20 protein-coding genes are annotated in these 18,351 nt (G+C 45.5%); 7 read left to right on the forward strand and 13 right to left on the reverse strand.

Going from position 1 to position 18,351, the window contains the following annotated elements:
- Nucleotides 1-25 precede the first annotated feature (25 nt).
- The 4 genes from NYE23_RS22400 (at nucleotide 26) to NYE23_RS22415 (ending at nucleotide 3,548) form a co-directional block, all read left to right on the forward strand.
- Nucleotides 26-1,636 carry a sigma-54 interaction domain-containing protein gene (locus NYE23_RS22400; protein WP_341081257.1) on the forward strand — a complete coding sequence of 537 codons (1,611 nt, stop codon included), beginning with the start codon at nucleotides 26-28 and terminating at the stop codon, nucleotides 1,634-1,636.
- Between the two features lie 76 nt (nucleotides 1,637-1,712).
- Nucleotides 1,713-1,988, forward strand: coding sequence for a (2Fe-2S)-binding protein (locus NYE23_RS22405; protein WP_061793390.1), 276 nt, complete (start codon nucleotides 1,713-1,715; stop codon nucleotides 1,986-1,988).
- Nucleotides 1,981-2,313, forward strand: a complete 333-nt coding sequence (locus NYE23_RS22410) for a (2Fe-2S)-binding protein (protein ID WP_076258977.1) — start codon at nucleotides 1,981-1,983, stop codon at nucleotides 2,311-2,313. Before NYE23_RS22405 ends, NYE23_RS22410 begins: the two co-directional genes overlap by 8 nt.
- The gene (locus NYE23_RS22415) at nucleotides 2,310-3,548 is read left to right on the forward strand and encodes an NAD(P)/FAD-dependent oxidoreductase (RefSeq protein WP_341081260.1); all 1,239 of its coding nucleotides are present in this window, start codon (nucleotides 2,310-2,312) and stop codon (nucleotides 3,546-3,548) included. The genes NYE23_RS22410 and NYE23_RS22415 overlap by 4 nt, the downstream gene beginning before the upstream one ends.
- A gap of 31 nt (nucleotides 3,549-3,579) precedes the next feature.
- Here NYE23_RS22415 and hisIE read toward each other — a convergent pair whose 3' ends face one another.
- From hisIE to hprK, 13 genes are all read right to left on the reverse strand, one after another.
- Entirely contained in the window at nucleotides 3,580-4,221 is a 642-nt protein-coding gene (hisIE, locus tag NYE23_RS22420; protein WP_341081261.1) for a bifunctional phosphoribosyl-AMP cyclohydrolase/phosphoribosyl-ATP diphosphatase HisIE, read from the reverse strand.
- Nucleotides 4,218-4,976 (reverse strand): imidazole glycerol phosphate synthase subunit HisF, encoded by a 759-nt coding sequence (gene hisF, locus NYE23_RS22425; protein ID WP_206840175.1) that lies wholly within the window; start codon nucleotides 4,974-4,976, stop codon nucleotides 4,218-4,220. Before hisF ends, hisIE begins: the two co-directional genes overlap by 4 nt.
- A complete protein-coding gene (hisA, locus tag NYE23_RS22430; protein ID WP_341081264.1) occupies nucleotides 4,970-5,707 on the reverse strand; it encodes a 1-(5-phosphoribosyl)-5-[(5-phosphoribosylamino)methylideneamino]imidazole-4-carboxamide isomerase in 738 nt (245 codons plus the stop codon). Before hisA ends, hisF begins: the two co-directional genes overlap by 7 nt.
- Entirely contained in the window at nucleotides 5,704-6,342 is a 639-nt protein-coding gene (hisH, locus tag NYE23_RS22435; protein WP_341081266.1) for an imidazole glycerol phosphate synthase subunit HisH, read from the reverse strand. Before hisH ends, hisA begins: the two co-directional genes overlap by 4 nt.
- Entirely contained in the window at nucleotides 6,343-6,930 is a 588-nt protein-coding gene (gene hisB, locus NYE23_RS22440; RefSeq protein ID WP_341081269.1) for an imidazoleglycerol-phosphate dehydratase HisB, read from the reverse strand.
- A gap of 15 nt (nucleotides 6,931-6,945) precedes the next feature.
- A complete protein-coding gene (gene hisD / locus NYE23_RS22445) occupies nucleotides 6,946-8,217 on the reverse strand; it encodes a histidinol dehydrogenase (protein WP_341081271.1) in 1,272 nt (423 codons plus the stop codon).
- Between the two features lie 16 nt (nucleotides 8,218-8,233).
- Complete coding sequence (gene hisG / locus NYE23_RS22450) at nucleotides 8,234-8,878, reverse strand: ATP phosphoribosyltransferase (protein WP_341081272.1); 645 nt, start codon at nucleotides 8,876-8,878, stop codon at nucleotides 8,234-8,236.
- The gene (locus NYE23_RS22455; protein ID WP_341081274.1) at nucleotides 8,875-10,059 is read right to left on the reverse strand and encodes an ATP phosphoribosyltransferase regulatory subunit; all 1,185 of its coding nucleotides are present in this window, start codon (nucleotides 10,057-10,059) and stop codon (nucleotides 8,875-8,877) included. The genes hisG and NYE23_RS22455 overlap by 4 nt, the downstream gene beginning before the upstream one ends.
- Before the next feature lie 220 nt (nucleotides 10,060-10,279).
- Nucleotides 10,280-10,831: an acyltransferase gene (locus NYE23_RS22460; protein ID WP_341081276.1), complete on the reverse strand. Its 552-nt coding sequence runs from the start codon at nucleotides 10,829-10,831 to the stop codon at nucleotides 10,280-10,282.
- Nucleotides 10,828-11,475: a pyrophosphatase PpaX gene (gene ppaX, locus NYE23_RS22465; RefSeq protein ID WP_341081277.1), complete on the reverse strand. Its 648-nt coding sequence runs from the start codon at nucleotides 11,473-11,475 to the stop codon at nucleotides 10,828-10,830. The genes NYE23_RS22460 and ppaX overlap by 4 nt, the downstream gene beginning before the upstream one ends.
- Entirely contained in the window at nucleotides 11,465-12,412 is a 948-nt protein-coding gene (locus tag NYE23_RS22470) for a nucleoside recognition domain-containing protein (RefSeq protein WP_341081279.1), read from the reverse strand. Before NYE23_RS22470 ends, ppaX begins: the two co-directional genes overlap by 11 nt.
- Before the next feature lie 19 nt (nucleotides 12,413-12,431).
- Nucleotides 12,432-13,256, reverse strand: a complete 825-nt coding sequence (gene lgt / locus NYE23_RS22475) for a prolipoprotein diacylglyceryl transferase (protein WP_341081281.1) — start codon at nucleotides 13,254-13,256, stop codon at nucleotides 12,432-12,434.
- 123 nt (nucleotides 13,257-13,379) lie between these two features.
- Nucleotides 13,380-14,315 carry an HPr(Ser) kinase/phosphatase gene (gene hprK, locus NYE23_RS22480; RefSeq protein ID WP_035329270.1) on the reverse strand — a complete coding sequence of 312 codons (936 nt, stop codon included), beginning with the start codon at nucleotides 14,313-14,315 and terminating at the stop codon, nucleotides 13,380-13,382.
- Between the two features lie 347 nt (nucleotides 14,316-14,662).
- On the opposite strand from hprK, the gene NYE23_RS22485 reads away from it, so the two are divergent.
- The 3 genes from NYE23_RS22485 (at nucleotide 14,663) to murQ (ending at nucleotide 18,302) form a co-directional block, all read left to right on the forward strand.
- Nucleotides 14,663-16,042, forward strand: a complete 1,380-nt coding sequence (locus NYE23_RS22485) for a PTS transporter subunit EIIC (RefSeq protein WP_341081284.1) — start codon at nucleotides 14,663-14,665, stop codon at nucleotides 16,040-16,042.
- A 290-nt stretch (nucleotides 16,043-16,332) separates the two neighbouring features.
- On the forward strand, nucleotides 16,333-17,403 hold the full coding sequence (locus NYE23_RS22490) for a DUF871 domain-containing protein (protein ID WP_341081286.1): 1,071 nt from the start codon (nucleotides 16,333-16,335) through the stop codon (nucleotides 17,401-17,403).
- Nucleotides 17,403-18,302, forward strand: a complete 900-nt coding sequence (gene murQ, locus NYE23_RS22495) for an N-acetylmuramic acid 6-phosphate etherase (RefSeq protein ID WP_341081287.1) — start codon at nucleotides 17,403-17,405, stop codon at nucleotides 18,300-18,302. Before NYE23_RS22490 ends, murQ begins: the two co-directional genes overlap by 1 nt.
- Nucleotides 18,303-18,351: the final 49 nt, after the last annotated feature.

An 18,351-nucleotide genomic window follows, 5' to 3' on the forward strand; every position in this document is an offset into this window, starting at 1 on the left:
AAAATTTACACACTAGGAGGCTGTCATGTTTGAATTACCTTCAGTCAAAGAAATAATTGAAAATAATTTCATCTGTCTTAACACAGATAATGAAAGTGCCTTAGTCAGTGTTTATTTAGATGATACCTTTGCTTCATTAGCTGATGCCTGCAAGCGTCATGCAGCCGTTGCCGTTGTAAATTCAAGCGGTCAAGTACTCGGCTCCATCACAAATGAACAAATCATTGATTTTTTGCATGATTCCTACAACCAATTAAAGGCTTTCTATGAAGCTGTCATCCATACATCGGACGCTTCAGTCACAGTGATTGATGCTGATGAACGTGTCCGCACATGGACAGAGGGAGCCGAAAAAATCTTCTCTGTAAAAAAAGATGAGATTGTGGGCAAACCAATAATAGAATTCTTTGAACATCAGAATCTGCAAATCCTGGAATCCTTGTACAAAGGAAAAAGAATCCGGGGAAAGCATCACCAGCCAAGATCTGATCTATTTGTCTTAATAAATTCAAACCCTGTTCACTTTAATGGACGAATTATCGGGGCTGTTGTATCGGAAACTGATGTGACAAGCCAGGTGGTTCTTAATGAGAAATTATTTAATATGTCGACTGAGGTTCACCGTTTAGAACAGGAGATGGCGAAATACAGACCTTCAGATCCCTTTAGATACATTAAAGGGAAAAGCGCGGTGATGGAAAAGACTGTAGAAATGGCGAAAAAGGTGTGCTCTGTCCGGTCAACTGTATTGATTTTAGGAGAAAGCGGAGTCGGCAAGGAGGTCTTTGCCAAATCCATTCATGAGGCAACTGAAGGACCTGAAGCACCATTTATATCAATTAATTGCGGTGCTATTCCAGCTTCATTATTTGAAAGCGAATTATTTGGCTATGAACGCGGGGCCTTTTCGGGTGCAGATCATAGAGGAAAAAAAGGAAAAATTGAGCTTGCTAGAGGGGGAACTCTTTTCCTGGATGAAATTGGCGAAATGCCTTTGGAAATGCAGGTCAAGATGCTTCGTGTGCTTCAAGAAAGAAAATATTACAAGGTTGGCGGTGAAAAAGAGATTGAAGCAAATTTCCGGGTAATTGCTGCAACCAATAGGGATTTAAAAGAATTAATAAACGAAGGCCAATTTCGGGAGGATTTATATTATCGGCTGAATGTTGTCAGTTTAAAAATCCCTCCGTTAAAAGAACGCTGTGAGGATATCGTTGAACTCATTCATTACTTTTTAAATGATTTTTCACTGCGCTATCAGCGGCCGATCCATCATTTTTCACAGGAAGTTATGCAGGAAATGCTTCAATATGATTGGCCGGGCAATGTTCGGGAACTGCGTAATGTGGTTGAACGGCTGGTTGTTTTTGCAACAGATGGAGTCATTCGAAAAGAATATTTGCCATTCCACTCAGCAATGAGCTACCCAGCTGCATCTGATATGGATCTTCAGGAAAACAGCATAGAAATAAAAACGGGCATTGTGCCGCTTCAGGAAGAAATGGATCGGCATGAAAAGCAAGTGCTCGAAAAAGCATTGGCATTAACCGGCGGCAATAAATTAGAATGCTCGAAAAAACTGGGAATCACCCGAGCGACTCTTTACAATCGTCTCAAACGTCTTGGCTTAAGCTGATTTAATATCCAGGCTTCAAAGTTGGTACGATTTTTGCATTGTATTTTTGCATATACCTGAAGAGGAGGATTTCCAAATGAGTAACAATGAGGCACTTGTGATCTGCCGCTGTGAAGAGGTTACCTATGGGCAGGTTTTCGCAACTGCAAAAGAACATCAGTGTACATCCAGGGAATTGAAGCTTAGAACAAGAGCTGGAATGGGATTTTGTGGAGGACGCACTTGCAGGGTCATGGTCGATCGGATTATTGAAAGTATCGTCCCTAATACAGGCGAAGGTGAAATTCCCTTAAAATATCAGCCTCCAATTCGCCCTGTAACTTTTGGAACGGCAGGTGATAATAATGGCTAGAATTATAGATCATCCGGTTTTAGGCAAATTAGATGATAGAAAAAAGATTCCATTCACCTTTGATGGAAAAGAATATGAAGCATATGAAACTGAAACAATCGCGGCAGCTCTGCTGGCAAACGGTGTGAGAACACTGCGGGTTCATGAGGAGAGTGGAACACCAAGAGGGTTTTATTGCAATATCGGCCACTGTATGGAATGCCGTGTACATGTTAATGGGCAGGCCAATATAAGAGCCTGTTTAACGGTTGTGAAGGAAAAAATGGCTGTTGAAAGAGGAAAGCATCATCCTAATCTAGTTAAAAGGATGGTGGAGAATCAATGACAGATGTAATCGTAATTGGAGCTGGGCCAGCCGGTTTAGCTGGTGCCATAGCCTGTGCTGAGTATGGCTTAAAAGTAACCGTCATTGATGAATTTGTCAGACCAGGCGGAAGATTAATCGGCCAATTGCACCAAGAACCATCTGGAGAATGGTGGAATGGAATAAAAGAATCAACTCGTCTGCACAACGAAGCACTGAAACTATCAGTAGATATCCGCTGCGGCGTTTCTGTATATAACCTTGAAAAAGATAAGGATTGCTGGAATGTTCATACTAATACAGGAACACTGATAGCTCCTTATATACTGGTAGCAACTGGTGCAGCTGAGTTCCCAATTCCTGTGCCAGGCTGGACTCTTCCAGGTGTTATGTCCATCGGGGCTGCTCAGGTCATGACGAATGTTCATCGGGTCGAGGTTGGGAAAAAAGGCATCATTATTGGTGCAAACATTCTAGCATTTGCAATTTTAAACGAGCTCCAATTAGCCGGAATTAATGTGGAACATATTGTGCTGCCTGAAAAGAGTCCGCTTAGCCAAAATGCCGGAGAACCAGAGGAAGTCTTGAAGTCACTTCTAAATGCGGCCCATCTTGCCCCGTCACCAATCTTGCGTTTCGGCAGCCGCTTTATGAAAAATAGAGGTTTCCGCAAATTAGGAATGAAATTTTACCCTAAAAGCGGCGTGAAGGTGAATGGAACACCATTGCAGCTAAGAAAAGCAGCACTTGAAATTCTTGGTAAGGATCAGGTGGAAGGCGTCCTCACTGCAGATATTGATGCGAATGGTAACGTAATCAAAGGTACGGAAAAAATATACGAAGCAGATTTCGTGTGTATCGCAGGTGGCTTGTATCCGTTAGCAGAGCTTACAGCAGTTGCCGGCTGCCCATTCCATTACGTACCAGAACTTGGGGGACATGTTCCGCTTCATTCTGAAAAAATGGAAACTCCGCTCGAAGGATTATTTGTTGCCGGGAATATCACTGGCATTGAAAGCGGAAAAATCGCCATGGCCCAGGGAACAGCAGCAGGGATTTCGATTGCTAAATACGCTGGAAAAGGCAGCACTGACATCACCAAGAAGCTTGAACAGGCACTGAGAAACATTCATACAGTCCGTCAAAATGCTGCCATCCAATTCAACCCTGAAATTGCAAACGGCCGGAGGAAGATCTATGAACTTTGGGACGATCTTTATGGGAAAGAACAGGATTCTTTACAGGAGATAGGATGAAATGATAATCATACGTAAAAAACCGCCCTCCCTATTCGGAGGCCGGTTCTTTCTTGTCATGCCGTTTATTAAGCACTTTTAAGACTTCGCTAAAAGGCAGGTCCTGCTCCCGGAGCAGCACCATCAAATGATAAATCAGGTCAGCCGCTTCCCATTTCAGTTCGTCCTTATCACGGTTTTTTGCAGCGATGATGACTTCTGCGGATTCTTCGCCGACCTTCTTCAGGATTTTATCCACGCCTTTTTCAAAAAGATAGGTCGTGTAGGCTCCTTCTGGGCGTGTCTTTTCGCGTTCTTCAATGACGTTTTCAAGAGTATTAAGGATTTCGTAATCAGATAAACCGCCTGATTCTTCCCCGTATACTCTTTCCTCAAAGCAGCTGACTGTTCCCTTGTGGCAGGCAGGTCCAGCTGGTTCAGCCAATACCACAATGGCATCCTGGTCACAGTCAAGCTTCATTTCTACAATTTTCTGCTTGTTTCCGCTTGTTGCCCCTTTGTGCCAGAGCTCATTGCGGGAACGGCTGAAAAACCAGGTCTCCCCTGTTTCCGCTGATTTTAAAAGAGATTCCCGATTCATATAGGCTAACGTTAATACCTCTTTTGTTTTCGCATCTTGCACAACAGCAGGGATCAGTCCCTTCTCATCAAACTTCACACTCTCGATATTCATCGGACAACCACCCCTTTTTCCTTAATATAGGATTTCACTTCTGCCACAGATGTTTCTTTATAGTGAAAAATAGATGCTGCCAGTGCGGCATCCGCTTTCCCATCAATAAATGCTTCAGCGAAGTGATCGGCATTTCCTGCGCCGCCAGAAGCGATTACCGGAATCGAAACCGCCTCGCTGACTGCTTTTGTCAGCTTGATATCAAAGCCTTTTTTCTCTCCGTCCGAGTCCATGCTTGTGAGTAAAATTTCTCCGGCGCCGCGCTCAGCCGCTTCACGGGCCCAGGCAATGACTTCAAGATCAGTTGGTGTCCGGCCGCCATGTGTGTACACACGCCAGGAACCGAGCTCTTCATCATATTTAGCATCAATCGCCACAACGATACACTGTGACCCGAAGAAATTTGCCCCTTCTGTAATTAAATCAGGATTGTTTACGGCAGCTGTATTAAGAGAAACCTTATCAGCCCCCGCCCGCAAAATTCGTTTCATATCTTCCAGCGCGTTAATCCCTCCGCCGACTGTAAAGGGAATGGCCAGCTCAGATGCAACAGCCTTCACAACTTCAACCATTGTTTTCCGTCCTTCATGAGAAGCGGAGATATCGAGGAAAACCAGCTCGTCAGCTCCCTGCCCATCATAAAAGCGGGCAAGTTCAACCGGGTCACCTGCATCACGCAGCTGCACGAATTGCACCCCTTTTACTACACGGCCGTCCTTTACATCGAGACAGGGTACGATGCGCTTCGTCAGCATGATTCCTTCACCTCTTTCAGGGCTTCCGATACGGTAAATCGGCCTTCATATATTGCCTTTCCGACGATGGCCCCGGCAACACCTTCAGATGCATATTCCTGAAGTTCCGCCAAATCAGCCAGCTGACTGACCCCGCCGGAGGCAATTACACTTTTGCCGCTTTCCCGCGCAAGCAGGCGAACGGCTTCAACGTTAGGACCTGAAAGCATGCCGTCTGTTGCAATATCCGTAAAAATAAATGTCTCAGCACCAGCATCAGCAAACCTTTTCCCAAGGTCAACCGCCTTGACTTCAGATGTCTCAAGCCAGCCATGTGTAGCCACATAGCCATTTTTCGCATCAAGTCCGACCGCTATGGCTTTGCCGTATTTACGGATCATGTCAATAGCAAACTCAGGATTGGAGACGGCGATGCTTCCAATGATTACGCGTGTTACACCATTATCAAGGTAATGAAGGATGTCTTCTTCTGTACGGATTCCCCCGCCAATCTGGACAGAGGCGCCAAGTTCACGGGCAGCCTGGATAACATACTGATCATTAACCCGCTTCCCATCCTTTGCTCCGTCAAGATCGACCATATGAATCCAGTCTGCTCCTTCTTCAGCAAACTTTTTAGCCATATCAAATGGGGAGTCGCCATACACCGTTTCCTTATCGTAATCCCCCTGCAGGAGCCGGACGCACTTGCCGCCTCTCATATCGATTGCCGGATAGATGGTAAAACTCATTTCACAGACATCCTTTCTTCAGCCAGCTCGGTAAAATTGCGTAAAAGCGCCATGCCGAGCGAACTGCTTTTTTCAGGGTGGAACTGCATGCCGAACACATTGCCTCTGCCAACCACTGCCGGCACTTCTACATCATACAAACTCCTGCTGATAACTACTTCTTTATCATCTGTATCTACAAAATAAGAATGGACGAAATAGACATAATTTTCATCAAGCCCTTTTAAAATCTGCGAACCCTGCAGGAATTCAAGACGGTTCCAGCCCATATGCGGAACTTTGTACGTTTCACCTTCTGCTGTTGCACCGGGAAACCGCCTCACATGGCCAGGCAGAAGCTGCAACCCTTCTGTCAGTCCATTTTCTTCACTGCTTTCAAATAAAAGCTGCATGCCAAGACAAATGCCAAGGAGCGGCTTGCCTGTATCAGCGAACTCCTTAACCAGATCTGCCAGGCCAGTAGAATTTAAGATACTCATTGCATCTTTGAAAGAGCCGACACCCGGTAAAATTAAAGCGTCTGCTTTCAGGAGCTCGGCTTTATTTTCAGAGAGGAAATAAGGGACTTCCAAACGTTCAAGTGCTTTACTGACACTGAACAAATTCCCCATTCCGTAATCGATGATGCCGATCATTTACAACATCCCTTTCGTTGAGGGAACTCCCTTAATCCGCGGATCAATCGTCGTTGCTTCATCCAGCGCACGAGCTAGCGCTTTGAAAATCGCCTCAATGATGTGGTGTGTATTCTGTCCATAATGAACGATGACATGCAGGTTCATTCTCGCTTCAAGCGCAAGTTTCCAGAGAAACTCATGCACTAGCTCTGTATCAAATGTCCCAACCTTTTGGCTCGGGAACTCGGCACGCATCTCCAGGTGAGGGCGGTTGCTGAGGTCAACAACCACTTGAGCCAGCGCTTCGTCCATCGGAACAAAAGCATTTCCATAGCGCTTAATGCCTTTCTTATCTCCTAAAGCATCTTTAAGTACTTGGCCAAGGCAGATGCCAATGTCCTCTGTTGTGTGGTGATCATCAACGTCTGTATCGCCATTTGCAAGGATGTTCAAGTCAAATTGCCCGTGCTTGGCAAACAGGTCCAGCATATGTGTCATAAAAGGCACGCCTGTTTCCAGATCGCTTTTGCCTTCTCCGTCTATATTTAAGGATAGAGTGATATTCGTTTCATTGGTTTTACGTGAAATTTCGGCAGTTCTGGCCATGATTATTCCTCCAGCTTATTTTCTTAGTCTTGTTTCAATCGATCTGGCATGGGCTTCAAGGCCTTCCAGACGCGCAAAAGCCGCAATTTTTTCCCCATTATCCTTTAATGATTTTTCACTGTATAAAAGAATGCTTGATTTCTTTTGAAAATCCTCCACATTAAGCGGGCTTGAGAAACGGGCTGTCCCGTTTGTCGGGAGGACGTGGTTTGGACCGGCAAAATAGTCGCCAACCGGTTCAGGGCTGAATCTTCCGAGGAAGATCGCTCCTGCATGACGTATCTGTCCGAGAAGCTCCATCGGATTCTGTGTTAAAATTTCAAGGTGTTCCGGAGCGAGACTGTTAACCGTTTCAACCGCTTCATCCATGCTTTCCGTTACATAAATAGCTCCGTAATTCCTGATGGATTGAACGGCAATTTCCTTGCGGGGCAGCTCGGCAAGCTGGCGTTCAACTTCTGCTGACACCGCTTCTGCTAAAGCAGATGATGGTGTCACAAGGACTGCACTTGCCATCGGGTCGTGCTCAGCCTGCGATAACAGATCTGCCGCTACTTCATCCGCATAGGCTGTTTCATCTGCCAATATAGCGATTTCACTTGGACCTGCAATCATGTCTATATCGACATCCCCAAATACTTCGCGCTTTGCAAGGGCAACGTAGATGTTTCCTGGACCTGTAATTTTGTCGACAGGCCGGATCGATTCAGTTCCATATGCCAATGCAGCGATTGCCTGCGCTCCGCCAGCTTTATAGATCTCTTCTGCCCCAGCAATTTGAGCAGCAGCAAGGACCGCAGGAGGCAGCTTTCCAGTCTTTTTATCAGGAGGAGAGGTAATTACAATCCTTTTAACCCCCGCAACCTTTGCCGGGATCACATTCATAAGGACAGAAGATGGATATGCAGCCGTTCCACCCGGTACGTATAAGCCGACAGAATCGAGGGGTGTTATTTTTTGCCCCAGGATCGAGCCGTTCTCTTCTGTTGTCATCCAGGAAGGACGAAGCTGTTTTTCATGAAAAGACCGGATGTTTTCGGCAGCTTCTTTAATGATCTCAAGGATCTTTCCATCCACTTGATTCAAAGCTTCTACTATTTCAGCCTGTGGAACCTTTAATTCATCCAGAGAGATGCCATCAAACTTTTCCGTGTACTCTTTTAAAGCCCGATCTCCGTTTTGGCGGACTGTTTCAATTATATTTTTTACAATCGTCCGCTGTTCTTCTGTTCCGTTATCAACAGACCGTTTAATTGAAATTTGGTCATCAATTTTTAAAATTTTCATAGGCTTCTACATCCTTTTAAGAGCTTATTTCTTCTCCTGAAATAACTTCTGTCAGCCGGTCAACCAGCTCGCTGATGCGTTCATCCTTTATGCGGTAGCTGACAGGATTGACGATCAATCTGGAAGTGATTCCAACAATGGTTTCATATTCAACGAGCCCGTTCTCTTTCAGCGTTCGTCCGGTTGATACGATATCAACGATCCGGTCCGCCAGCCCGATCATCGGAGCAAGCTCTATGGAGCCGTTCAGTTTAATGATTTCCACTTGCTCTCCCTGCTCACGGAAATAGGCTGCTGCAATCTGCGGATACTTTGTCGCAATTTTAGGAGCAACATCATTCAGTCTGGTATTTGGCAGTCCCGCAACAGCTAGATAGCAGGCACTGATTTTTAAGTCCAGAAGCTCGTAGACATCCCGCTCTTCTTCAAGCATTACGTCCTTTCCGGCAATCCCAAGGTCTGCAACACCATGCTCCACATAGGTTGGCACATCCATCGGCTTTGCCAGGATAAAGCGGAAATTCTCTTCCGGCACATCGATTATTAATTTTCGTGAATCATCAAATTCCGGCGGCAATTGAAAGCCTGCACGGCGGAGCAGTTCAGCTGCTTCCTCAAAAATGCGGCCCTTTGGCATCGCAATCGTTAAAACGTCACTCATTTTATGTTCTCCTTTCCAGCTTTTCCGACTAAAAAGGTAATATCCTCGTACTGGCTTGTGCAGGCATCGATGTCCTTAACACCGCTGATATCCTGCAGGACCACTTTCTTTCCGGCAGAACGTTCTTCCTTCGCAAAATCGAATGCCTCTTTGCGGCGTTCCGGACTGTATAAAATGCAGTAAACAGGTTCAGCCTCATTGCTGTCTTCCAGCGCTTCAAGCAGGCGGTCCAATCTGATGGCAAAGCCGGTTGCTCCCGTATCTTTTCCGAATTTTTGGAGCAGCAAATCATAGCGGCCGCCATTTCCGATCGGGAAACCAACATTACCTGCATATACTTCAAAAAGAATCCCCGTATAGTAGCTCATATGGCTGACGAGCGTTAAATCAAATTTAACTGTGCCTTCCTGGCCGTAGTCCCGCATAATGCTCCAAAGCTGTTCAAGCTCAGTTAATGCCTTTTTTCCTGTGCCGTTTTCCAGAAGGCCATAGGCAATCTCAATGACTTCTTCCCCGCCCCTTAATTTGAGGAAATCAAGAAGCCTTTGTTTATCAATGGACGAAAGAGCCAGACTCTTTACATGTTCCCTGTACCCTACATAATTTTTCTCATATAAAAATCTTGTCAGGTTTTCCACTCTTTCTTCCGTTCCTAAAATCTGCTGGAAGAAGTCACGGACAAAACCGATGTGGCCGGCTGAAAGCTGAAAGTCCTGAAGCCCTGCTTCTTTAAGAGCAGAGATCATGAGTGCCATTCCTTCGCCATCCGCACTGATTGTATGATCGCCAATGCATTCTACACCGATTTGCTCAAACTCAGCCGGCCTGCCGCCCTCCCGCTGCTGTGCACGGTATACATTGGCAGAATAGGCAAGCCTGATCGGCAGCTCGTCTTTTAAGAGTCGGGATGCTGCTACCCTTGCAATCGGCGCTGTCATATCCGGCCGGAGCACCAGCGTATGGCCCTGCTGATCAAGCAGCTTGAACAGCTGCTGATCCAATATCGCTGAAGCCGCCCCGACTGTTTCGTAATATTCAAGTGCAGGCGTTTCGATAAACTGATAGCCCCAGCGTTTCATTTCCTCCTGGATGGATGAACGGACTGCAGCTTTTCTTTCGTATAGATCAGGTAATGTATCTCTCATACCTAACGGCTTTTCAAACATAAATAATCGGCTCAAACGTAATCACCTCTATGACTTAAAAATTCCGAATCCTTTAGTTCGCTAATATGGTAGTAGATTGAAGTTATATGTAGTTTAACGCGCATTCACCACGCCGTCAACCAAAAGAGACAGAAAAATAAAAAAGACTCCTTTTTTTAAAAAGGAGCTTTCTTATATAGTTTGTTCTTTTTTCGACAGGTTATTTGAAGTTATTGATTAGAAAAACTCCGCCAGCCTAAGCAAGCGGAGTTTTCTTTTTATCTGCACCATATATCGGATCGTCCGCCCAGCGAGCGGCAAGCTCTTCTTTTGTATAGATGACACGCATCGGGTTGCCGCCAGCGAAAGCTCCAGCAGGGACATCTTTATGGACAAGCGTTCCCGCTGAAATAATCGCACCATCACCGATTATGACACCCGGCAGTATAGTTGAATTAGCGCCAATCATGACTTCACTGCCAATTTCAACCCGGCCGAGGCGGTATTCCTTGATCAGATATTCATGAGCGAGGATTGTCGTGTTGTAGCCGATGACCGTGTTGCGGCCGACACTTATTTTTTCCGGGAACATGACATCCAGCATGACCATGAGTGCAAATGAAGTCTGGTCCCCCACCTTCATTCTCAGGAAATTACGGTAGAGCCAATTCTTCATGCCCAGAAATGGCGTATAGCGCGCAAGCTGAATCACAATAAAGTTTTTGACAACCTTCAGGAACGGAACTGTTTTATACACATGCCAGAGAGAATTGCCTCCCTCTACCGGAAAACGCTCCGTTTTTCTCATTGGTTTTCTGCCTCAAGGATATCGAGCAGGTCAGCCATATTGTCCAGCATATAATCCGGTTCAAAGCGCGCGAGGAATTCACGGCCTTTCGCTGTCCAGGCTACCCCAGCCGTTTTCGTGCCGGCGTTTTTTCCGCCATCGATATCGTGTGAATTATCGCCGACCATAATGGCTTCCTCCGGCTTCGCATCCAGCAGGCTCAGCGCCTTCAAGATTGGCTCAGGATCCGGCTTTGGCTTCTCCACATGATCCAGCGTGACAACCACATCGAAAAACTGATCAAGATTTGTCAGCTTTAAGCCCTTTTCAACTACATTGGAAACTTTCGTCGTAACAATGCCCAGTTTATATCCTGATTCTTTTAAAGTCCGAACCGTTTCAAACACGCCGGCAAACTCCTTCACAAGCACGTCGTGGTTCTTAATATTGTACTCCCGGTAAACCGAGATCATTTCCTCCACTTTTTCAGGGTTGATGGTCTCAAATGTTTCATGAAGGGTAGGCCCCATGAACGGAAGTACATCTTCCCGCTGATAGCGGTCGGGATAATATTTTCCGAGAGTATGCAAAAATGAAGAAATAATCAGTTCGTTTGTGTCAATCAGTGTTCCATCTAAGTCAAATAATAATGTGTTAATGCTCATATGTTGCTTCCTTTCTTTTTGCCAAATCAGCACGGTTCCAAATCATCGCCACCACCAGTGTCAGAATGATTGCCACACCCAGGCGGATCAGCAGAAGCGGCAAGACCGGAATGCCAAGCGGCACAAAAATCAAAGTATCTTCAACGACCGCGTGGCAGGCTACAAGGAAAATAAATGCGATCGTTACATCTTTTTTGCTGACGCCATCTTCCTCTACAGCCTGGATCATGACACCCGCCCCATAGGCAAGGCCAATCAGCAATCCAGCTGCAAGGGTTGTAGACGTATTTTCTTTCATTCCAAGTGCCCTGGTCACAGGCGCCATCCATCTTGAAAAGACAGCAAGCCATTGCTTATCTTTTAAAATCTGAATAATGATCATCAGCGGGATGACGATGATGGCAAGCTGGAGAATGCCGAGCAAAGCAGTCTGCAGTGCATCTAGCACGATTGGCAATGCCCCGGATACCTGCTCTTCTTTTGCCGGAATAAATCCGTACTTAGCCGTTTCGGATCCACCCTGCCAAACAAGGTTGATAACAATGGCGCTTAACAGCGCCAATCCGAAACGGACGGTAAGAACGACCCAAAGCTTAACGCCAACCTTCAAAGCGACTCCTGTTTCAATCAGCATATTATGTGAAAACGACAGCATGACGGCAATAATAAACACTTCTTTAACCGTTAGATCGAGCGTTAAGATCGCTCCGATCCCGGCATACAAATTCAAGAAGTTCCCCAAAACAAGCGGTATGGCTGCATCTCCTGACAGCCCGATCAGATTCATAAGGGGCGTGATCAGCTTGATAACCCATGGAAGCACTGGCGTATGCTGAAGGAGTGCCACAATCAGCGTAACCGGGAATATGACTTTCCCGAGTGTCCATGTTGTTTTTAAGCCGGCCATCAGCCCCCTTTTGGATGATTCAAACAGCATTTCAACTCTCCCCTGTGTGTTATTTCCCCTCGGCTTTATCCAAATAACGGGCTTTGGCAAGACCTTCTGCTCTTCTATAAAAAATCAGAACCAGCGCCACTATAATAAGTACAATAGATATCGTCTGAGCAATCCTCAAATTTTCAGTAAGCATCAGGCTGTCGGTACGGAGGCCTTCTACGAAGAAACGCCCGATCGAATACCAGATAACATACGAAAGGAAAAGCTCCCCGCGCCTTAAGTTTGCTCTTCTTAATAATATAAGAATGATAAATCCGATGATATTCCAGATGGATTCATATAAAAACGTCGGATGATAGTAAGCTCCGTTAATATACATCTGGTTAATGATAAATTCAGGCAGATGCATATTTTCAAGGAATGCCCGGCTGACTTCCCTTCCGTGCGCCTCCTGATTCATGAAGTTTCCCCAGCGTCCGATTGCCTGCCCCAAAATGATGCTTGGCGCTGCAATATCAGCAAGCTTCCAGAACGATATTTTCTTTTTCTTTGCAAAAACATAAGCGGTGATGACAGAACCAATCAAGGCTCCATGAATGGCAATTCCGCCATTCCATATTTTGATGATTTCACCCGGATTCTGCGAGTAAAAATCCCATTGAAATATAACATAATAGATCCTGGCGGAAATAATAGCAATGGGAATGGCCCACAGCATTAAATCAGCAAAGATGTCTTTAGGAAGTCCCCTTCTTTCCCCTTCTCTCATCGCGATAATGAGAGCCAATGCAATGCCAAGGCCGATAATCAGGCCATACCAGTGGACCTGTATCGGTCCAAGGGAAATGGCAATCGGATCTAACGGCTGAATACTATTTTCCATAATCACTTCTCCTTCATCGAAAAGCGCAATGCGCCCCTTTATCTATTCTTTTTTAAAGCCTGATAAAGATTAACAGCGTTCAATCAAACGTTTGATTGAAAACGAATGAACAGTTCTCAGAGCTTAACGATCATCATGGTCTCCGTCCTCAATCACATCAGACAGACGGTTCGTGAACTGCTCCGCTGCATTCATCCCCATTCTCTTTAAGCGGAAATTCATTGCTGCCACTTCTATGATGACAGCGAGATTTCGTCCGGGTCTTACCGGAATGGTCAGCTTCGTAATCTCCGTATCGATGATTTTCATTTTTTCTTCATCAAGGCCGAGACGATCATACTGTTTTTTCGGATCCCACAGCTCCAAATTCATAACCACAGAGATTTTTTTATAGCTGCGGACAGCTCCAGCACCGAACAATGTCATAACATTGATAATGCCAAGACCGCGGATCTCAAGCAGATGTTCGATCAATTCCGGTGAATTACCTACCAGATAATCCTCATCTTCCTGCCTGATCTCCACGCAGTCATCCGCAACCAGACGGTGTCCGCGCTTTACCAGTTCGAGTGCCGTCTCGCTTTTACCTACTCCACTTTTACCTGTTATCAGTACCCCCACCCCATAAATATCAACAAGCACGCCGTGAACAGCTGTTGTTGGAGCAAGCTTGCTTTCCAGAAAGTTTGTCAGCAAGCTGGAGAAACGCGTCGTTTTTTGCTTGGATCGAAGCAGCGGAACTGATTCTCTCTCGGCTGCTTCAATCAGTTCTTCAGGTATATCAAGCCCTCTCGTTACGATTATGCCGGGCGTAATATCTGTACAGAGCCGTTCAAGCCGGATCTCCCGCTCAGAATTAGTTAGCGTTTCAACGAAAGAAAGTTCCGTTTTTCCAATTAATTGAATGCGTTCAGCCGGATAATAATCAAAATAACCTGCCATCTCCAGGCCAGGACGAGAAATATCACTCGTTGTGATCGGCCGGTTAATGCCTTCCTCTCCGGCAATCAATTCGAGCCCAAATTTTTCAATAATATCTTTCGTGCGCACTTTTACCAAAATAGGTTCCTCCTTAATGCTGGCGGTTCGGATGATCTCTTTATATGTAACTCTTTAATTCTTTAAGTTCATGAAGTTTTACTCTATTTTAGCACTTTTTAACCCAGAACCAAATTTCTGAAATCGATTTTTTCAAAATTAACACTAGGCCCATATGCTTAATCCTGCTTGAAAGGGACAATTTTCTTCAATGTTGTGCGTATAAATATGATGACATGCCCTTATAAAATATTCAAATGGTATAGACAACTATACTTAACCTTGGTAATATGGGTATGTAAGCGGATTCATTTATTTTTTAGCTCTTATTACGTTCATTCATTTAAAAAAAGAGGGGGAAAAAGCTCATGCGTAAAGAAGAACGCTTGGCGAAAGAGATTACGGAGCAGTTGGGCGGCACCGGCAATATTGCGGAACTGGCCTCCTGCATGACCCGTCTTCGCGTGAAGCCGGTCGATGAAAGCAAAGTCAACCTGAATGGCATCAAGGATATTGACGGCGTTATGGGTGTTGTGGAAGCAGAAACTCTCCAAATCATTCTCGGGCCAGGCATCGTCACCAAGGTAGCTGACGAAGTTTCCAGAATGACAGGCAAAAATGTTTCTTCCGTTGATGATGATGAAGAGATTGATACTTCATTGGAAGGACTGGCAGCCCGGACGAAAGCCGGACTCAATGAGAAAAACGCTACTCCTTTCAAGCTGTTTTTACGAAAAATTGCAAGTATCTTCATCCCGCTGATTCCAGCTATTGTTGCTTCCGGTTTGATTGCAGGGATCAACAATGTAATCATCAAATCAGGCGGAGATCCGGAATCTGCGCTTGTGCAAATGCTTGATCTGATTGGCTGGGGTTTATTCGGTTACCTGGGCGTATTTGTTGGTATTAACACGGCAAAGGAATTTGGAGGATCTCCTGCTCTTGGAGGTGCGGCCGGTATTCTATTAATCAACCCTGGCCTAGCCAATATCACTCTTTTTGGTGAAGCACTTGTCCCTGGCCGCGGAGGACTTATTGGAGTCATGCTCGCTGCGGCATTGGTGGCCTTTTTGGAAAAGAGAATCCGCAGAGTCGTTCCTTCAGCTATTGATATAATCGTAACACCGACACTTGCGTTATTAATTACAGGCTTTGCAACATTCTTCATTCTGCAGCCTGTTGGCGGATTCCTATCAGATATTATTACTAAAGGCCTGCTTGGCATACTTGATGTCGGCGGCATACTGGCTGGTTTAGTACTTGCCGGAACATTCCTTCCTCTAGTTGTAACTGGTTTGCATCAAGGTTTAACACCAGTTCACATGGAATTGATTAACTCAATCGGCGATGACCCGCTGCTGCCAATTCTTGCAATGGGCGGTGCCGGCCAGGTAGGTGCGGCATTCGCCATTTATTTCAAAACAAAGAATGCCCGTCTGAAGAGAGTGATTAAAGGCGGACTTCCGGTTGGAATGCTCGGCATAGGCGAGCCGCTTATTTTCGGGGTTACCCTGCCGCTGGGGCGCCCGTTCCTGACAGCATGTCTCGGAGCTGCTGTGGGCGGTGCTTTCCAGGCATTCTTCAAAATTGCTACAGTAGCCATCGGAGTTTCCGGCATACCGCTTGCCTTCCTCGTTCACACCAATCAAATCATACTGTATCTGATTGGCCTATTAATTGCCTATGCTTTCGGCTTCCTGTTCACATGGCTGTTCGGATTCAAAGAGGAAATGGCTAAGAATATATAAAAGCGGAAGCGCCTTGTCCACCCCCGACAAGCACAAGACGAGCCTCTCGAAAAAGCGTTCTTTGCCTTTTTGGGAGGAGCGGCTTGTGACCTCGAGGGGGTAGGCGCTCCTCCTAAAAGCTAACGTTTTTAGTCGTGCGATGATGATGCTGTCGAAGCGTTCCTTGTGGAGCTAGACAGTTATCTATATTCAAGATTTATATTATCTAATTTAGAGAAGGAGGAGCATTCCTCCTTCTTTACTTATGAGTCCTCATTTTTACAAAATTCAGATTTATAGAGGTGATCAGGATGCTTGGAATATCAGTTTATTTATCAGAAGAGCGGCAGGATCGAAATGCGGAATGGATAGAAAAGGCGGCTTCACACGGCCTCACATCCATTTTCACATCCCTCCACATTCCCGAAGATGACCACAGCACTTATAAACATTTGCTTCAGAATCTTGGGGCCTTGGCAAAGCAGCATCATATGGAACTCCTCGCAGATGTTTCCCCTCAATCATTGGGCCATTTAGGATTGAGCTGGGATTCGATTGATACACTTCTCGAATGGGGCCTTAACGGAATACGGGCTGATTACGGCTTCACTTCTGAACAGATTGTTGAACTCTCAAAAAAAATGAAACTTGGAATCAATGCCAGCACCATCTCTGCTGAAGAATTGCATGAGTGGATGGAACTGGGATTAAAAACCAATAATATAGAAGCCTGGCATAACTTTTACCCGCGGCCAGAAACCGGTTTGGATAAAGACTTCTTAATAGAGCGAAATAAGCTCCTAAAAGGTACGGGAATAACTACCATGGCATTTGTGCCTGGTGACGGGGAGCTTCGCGGTCCCATTTTTGCCGGTTTGCCTACTCTAGAAAAACACCGGGGCTCAACACCTGCTGCTGCTGCGGTCGAACTGATGAACAGCTGCTGGACAGACAAGGTATTGATTGGTGACCATTCTGTAAAAGACGGGACTCTTGTACAGCTGGCGAAAATCGCGGAAGGTGCCGTGCCTCTCCGGGTCGAGCTGATCGGCGGACAAATCTATGAGGATCTTTTTAATAAACCACATACAAACCGGATGGATCCTGCCCGAGATGTTGCAAGGTCTGTTGAATCAAGATCATATGCCGGGCAGGGATTAAAAAAATGGGAACCTGTGAACCAGCTGGAACGTGATAAAGGCAGTGTTACAGTCGATAATATTCTATACGGCCGATACGCAGGAGAGATGCAAATTACGTTAGCAGATCTCCCTCGGGACGAACGCGTGAATGTAATCGCCAGAGTAATAGAAGAAGATATGCCCCTGCTGGATCAGATTAAGGCAGGAACTAAATTTCAATTACTAGTGAGGGATAAATAATGAATATAACAAAGCTGAATACAGAGCAGCGAAACCCAAAAACAATGGAAATTGATTTAATGACAACAGAAGAAATTATTACAATCATAAATCAGGAGGATACAATTGTTCCTAATGCCATCGCAAGAGAAATCCCTCACATTGTAAAAGTGGTGGATGAAATTACAGAGAGTTTTAAAAAAGGGGGCCGCTTAATTTACGTTGGAGCCGGCACCTCAGGACGCCTTGGCATTATCGATGCTTCAGAATGTCCGCCGACATATGGAACAGACCCTGAAATGGTTGTCGGCATTATCGCCGGCGGCAAGGAAGCCATGACTGAGGCGGTTGAAGGCGCTGAGGATGACAGGGAGCAGGGACGCAAGGATGTTGCAGATATTCAATTATCGGACAAGGATGTGCTTGTCGGCATTGCGGCGAGCGGCCGTACACCGTACACAATCGGAGCTCTTCAATACGGAAATGAAGTCGGTGCGGTTACTGTTGCTGTTGCCTGCACGAAAGACTCTGAAATGGGAAAAATCTCTAAATATACGATAGCACCCATCACAGGTCCTGAGGTTGTTACAGGCTCTACAAGAATGAAGGCCGGAACTGCACAAAAGCTGGTCCTGAACATGCTTACGACAGCTTCCATGATCAAACTGGGAAAAGTGTACGGCAATTTGATGGTAGATGTGCAGATGACAAATGAGAAGCTGTTTAAACGTGCTGAAAATATCGTCAAAATGGCTACAGGTGCATCTGATGAAGAGGCCCGGTCCGCACTTAAAGAACAAAACTATCATACGAAGGCCGCGATTCTTCAGATTTTAACAGGATTAAAAGGTGAAGCAGCCGCCGAGCTTCTGAAAAAGCATAATGGCTATTTACGGGAAGCAGCTGCAGATACAAAATAATCATTTTTTGTATGTATTTCTCCTAAAACTCAAATAAATAGGATAGAAA

This window comes from Cytobacillus sp. FSL H8-0458 (genome assembly GCF_038002165.1).
Classification (GTDB): Bacteria; Bacillota; Bacilli; order Bacillales; family Cytobacillaceae; genus Cytobacillus.

What these genes read in the sequence shown, in the direction of transcription:
- NYE23_RS22400 (WP_341081257.1), top strand. Translation starts at nt 26, where the DNA reads ATGTTTGAATTACCTTCAGTCAAAGAAATAATTGAAAATAATTTCATC.
- NYE23_RS22405 (WP_061793390.1), top strand. Translation starts at nt 1,713, where the DNA reads ATGAGTAACAATGAGGCACTTGTGATCTGCCGCTGTGAAGAGGTTACC.
- NYE23_RS22410 (WP_076258977.1), top strand. Translation starts at nt 1,981, where the DNA reads ATGGCTAGAATTATAGATCATCCGGTTTTAGGCAAATTAGATGATAGA.
- NYE23_RS22415 (WP_341081260.1), top strand. Translation starts at nt 2,310, where the DNA reads ATGACAGATGTAATCGTAATTGGAGCTGGGCCAGCCGGTTTAGCTGGT.
- hisIE (WP_341081261.1), bottom strand. Translation starts at nt 4,221, where the DNA reads ATGAATATCGAGAGTGTGAAGTTTGATGAGAAGGGACTGATCCCTGCT.
- hisF (WP_206840175.1), bottom strand. Translation starts at nt 4,976, where the DNA reads ATGCTGACGAAGCGCATCGTACCCTGTCTCGATGTAAAGGACGGCCGT.
- hisA (WP_341081264.1), bottom strand. Translation starts at nt 5,707, where the DNA reads ATGAGTTTTACCATCTATCCGGCAATCGATATGAGAGGCGGCAAGTGC.
- hisH (WP_341081266.1), bottom strand. Translation starts at nt 6,342, where the DNA reads ATGATCGGCATCATCGATTACGGAATGGGGAATTTGTTCAGTGTCAGT.
- hisB (WP_341081269.1), bottom strand. Translation starts at nt 6,930, where the DNA reads ATGGCCAGAACTGCCGAAATTTCACGTAAAACCAATGAAACGAATATC.
- hisD (WP_341081271.1), bottom strand. Translation starts at nt 8,217, where the DNA reads ATGAAAATTTTAAAAATTGATGACCAAATTTCAATTAAACGGTCTGTT.
- hisG (WP_341081272.1), bottom strand. Translation starts at nt 8,878, where the DNA reads ATGAGTGACGTTTTAACGATTGCGATGCCAAAGGGCCGCATTTTTGAG.
- NYE23_RS22460 (WP_341081276.1), bottom strand. Translation starts at nt 10,831, where the DNA reads ATGAGAAAAACGGAGCGTTTTCCGGTAGAGGGAGGCAATTCTCTCTGG.
- ppaX (WP_341081277.1), bottom strand. Translation starts at nt 11,475, where the DNA reads ATGAGCATTAACACATTATTATTTGACTTAGATGGAACACTGATTGAC.
- NYE23_RS22470 (WP_341081279.1), bottom strand. Translation starts at nt 12,412, where the DNA reads ATGCTGTTTGAATCATCCAAAAGGGGGCTGATGGCCGGCTTAAAAACA.
- lgt (WP_341081281.1), bottom strand. Translation starts at nt 13,256, where the DNA reads ATGGAAAATAGTATTCAGCCGTTAGATCCGATTGCCATTTCCCTTGGA.
- NYE23_RS22485 (WP_341081284.1), top strand. Translation starts at nt 14,663, where the DNA reads ATGCGTAAAGAAGAACGCTTGGCGAAAGAGATTACGGAGCAGTTGGGC.
- NYE23_RS22490 (WP_341081286.1), top strand. Translation starts at nt 16,333, where the DNA reads ATGCTTGGAATATCAGTTTATTTATCAGAAGAGCGGCAGGATCGAAAT.
- murQ (WP_341081287.1), top strand. Translation starts at nt 17,403, where the DNA reads ATGAATATAACAAAGCTGAATACAGAGCAGCGAAACCCAAAAACAATG.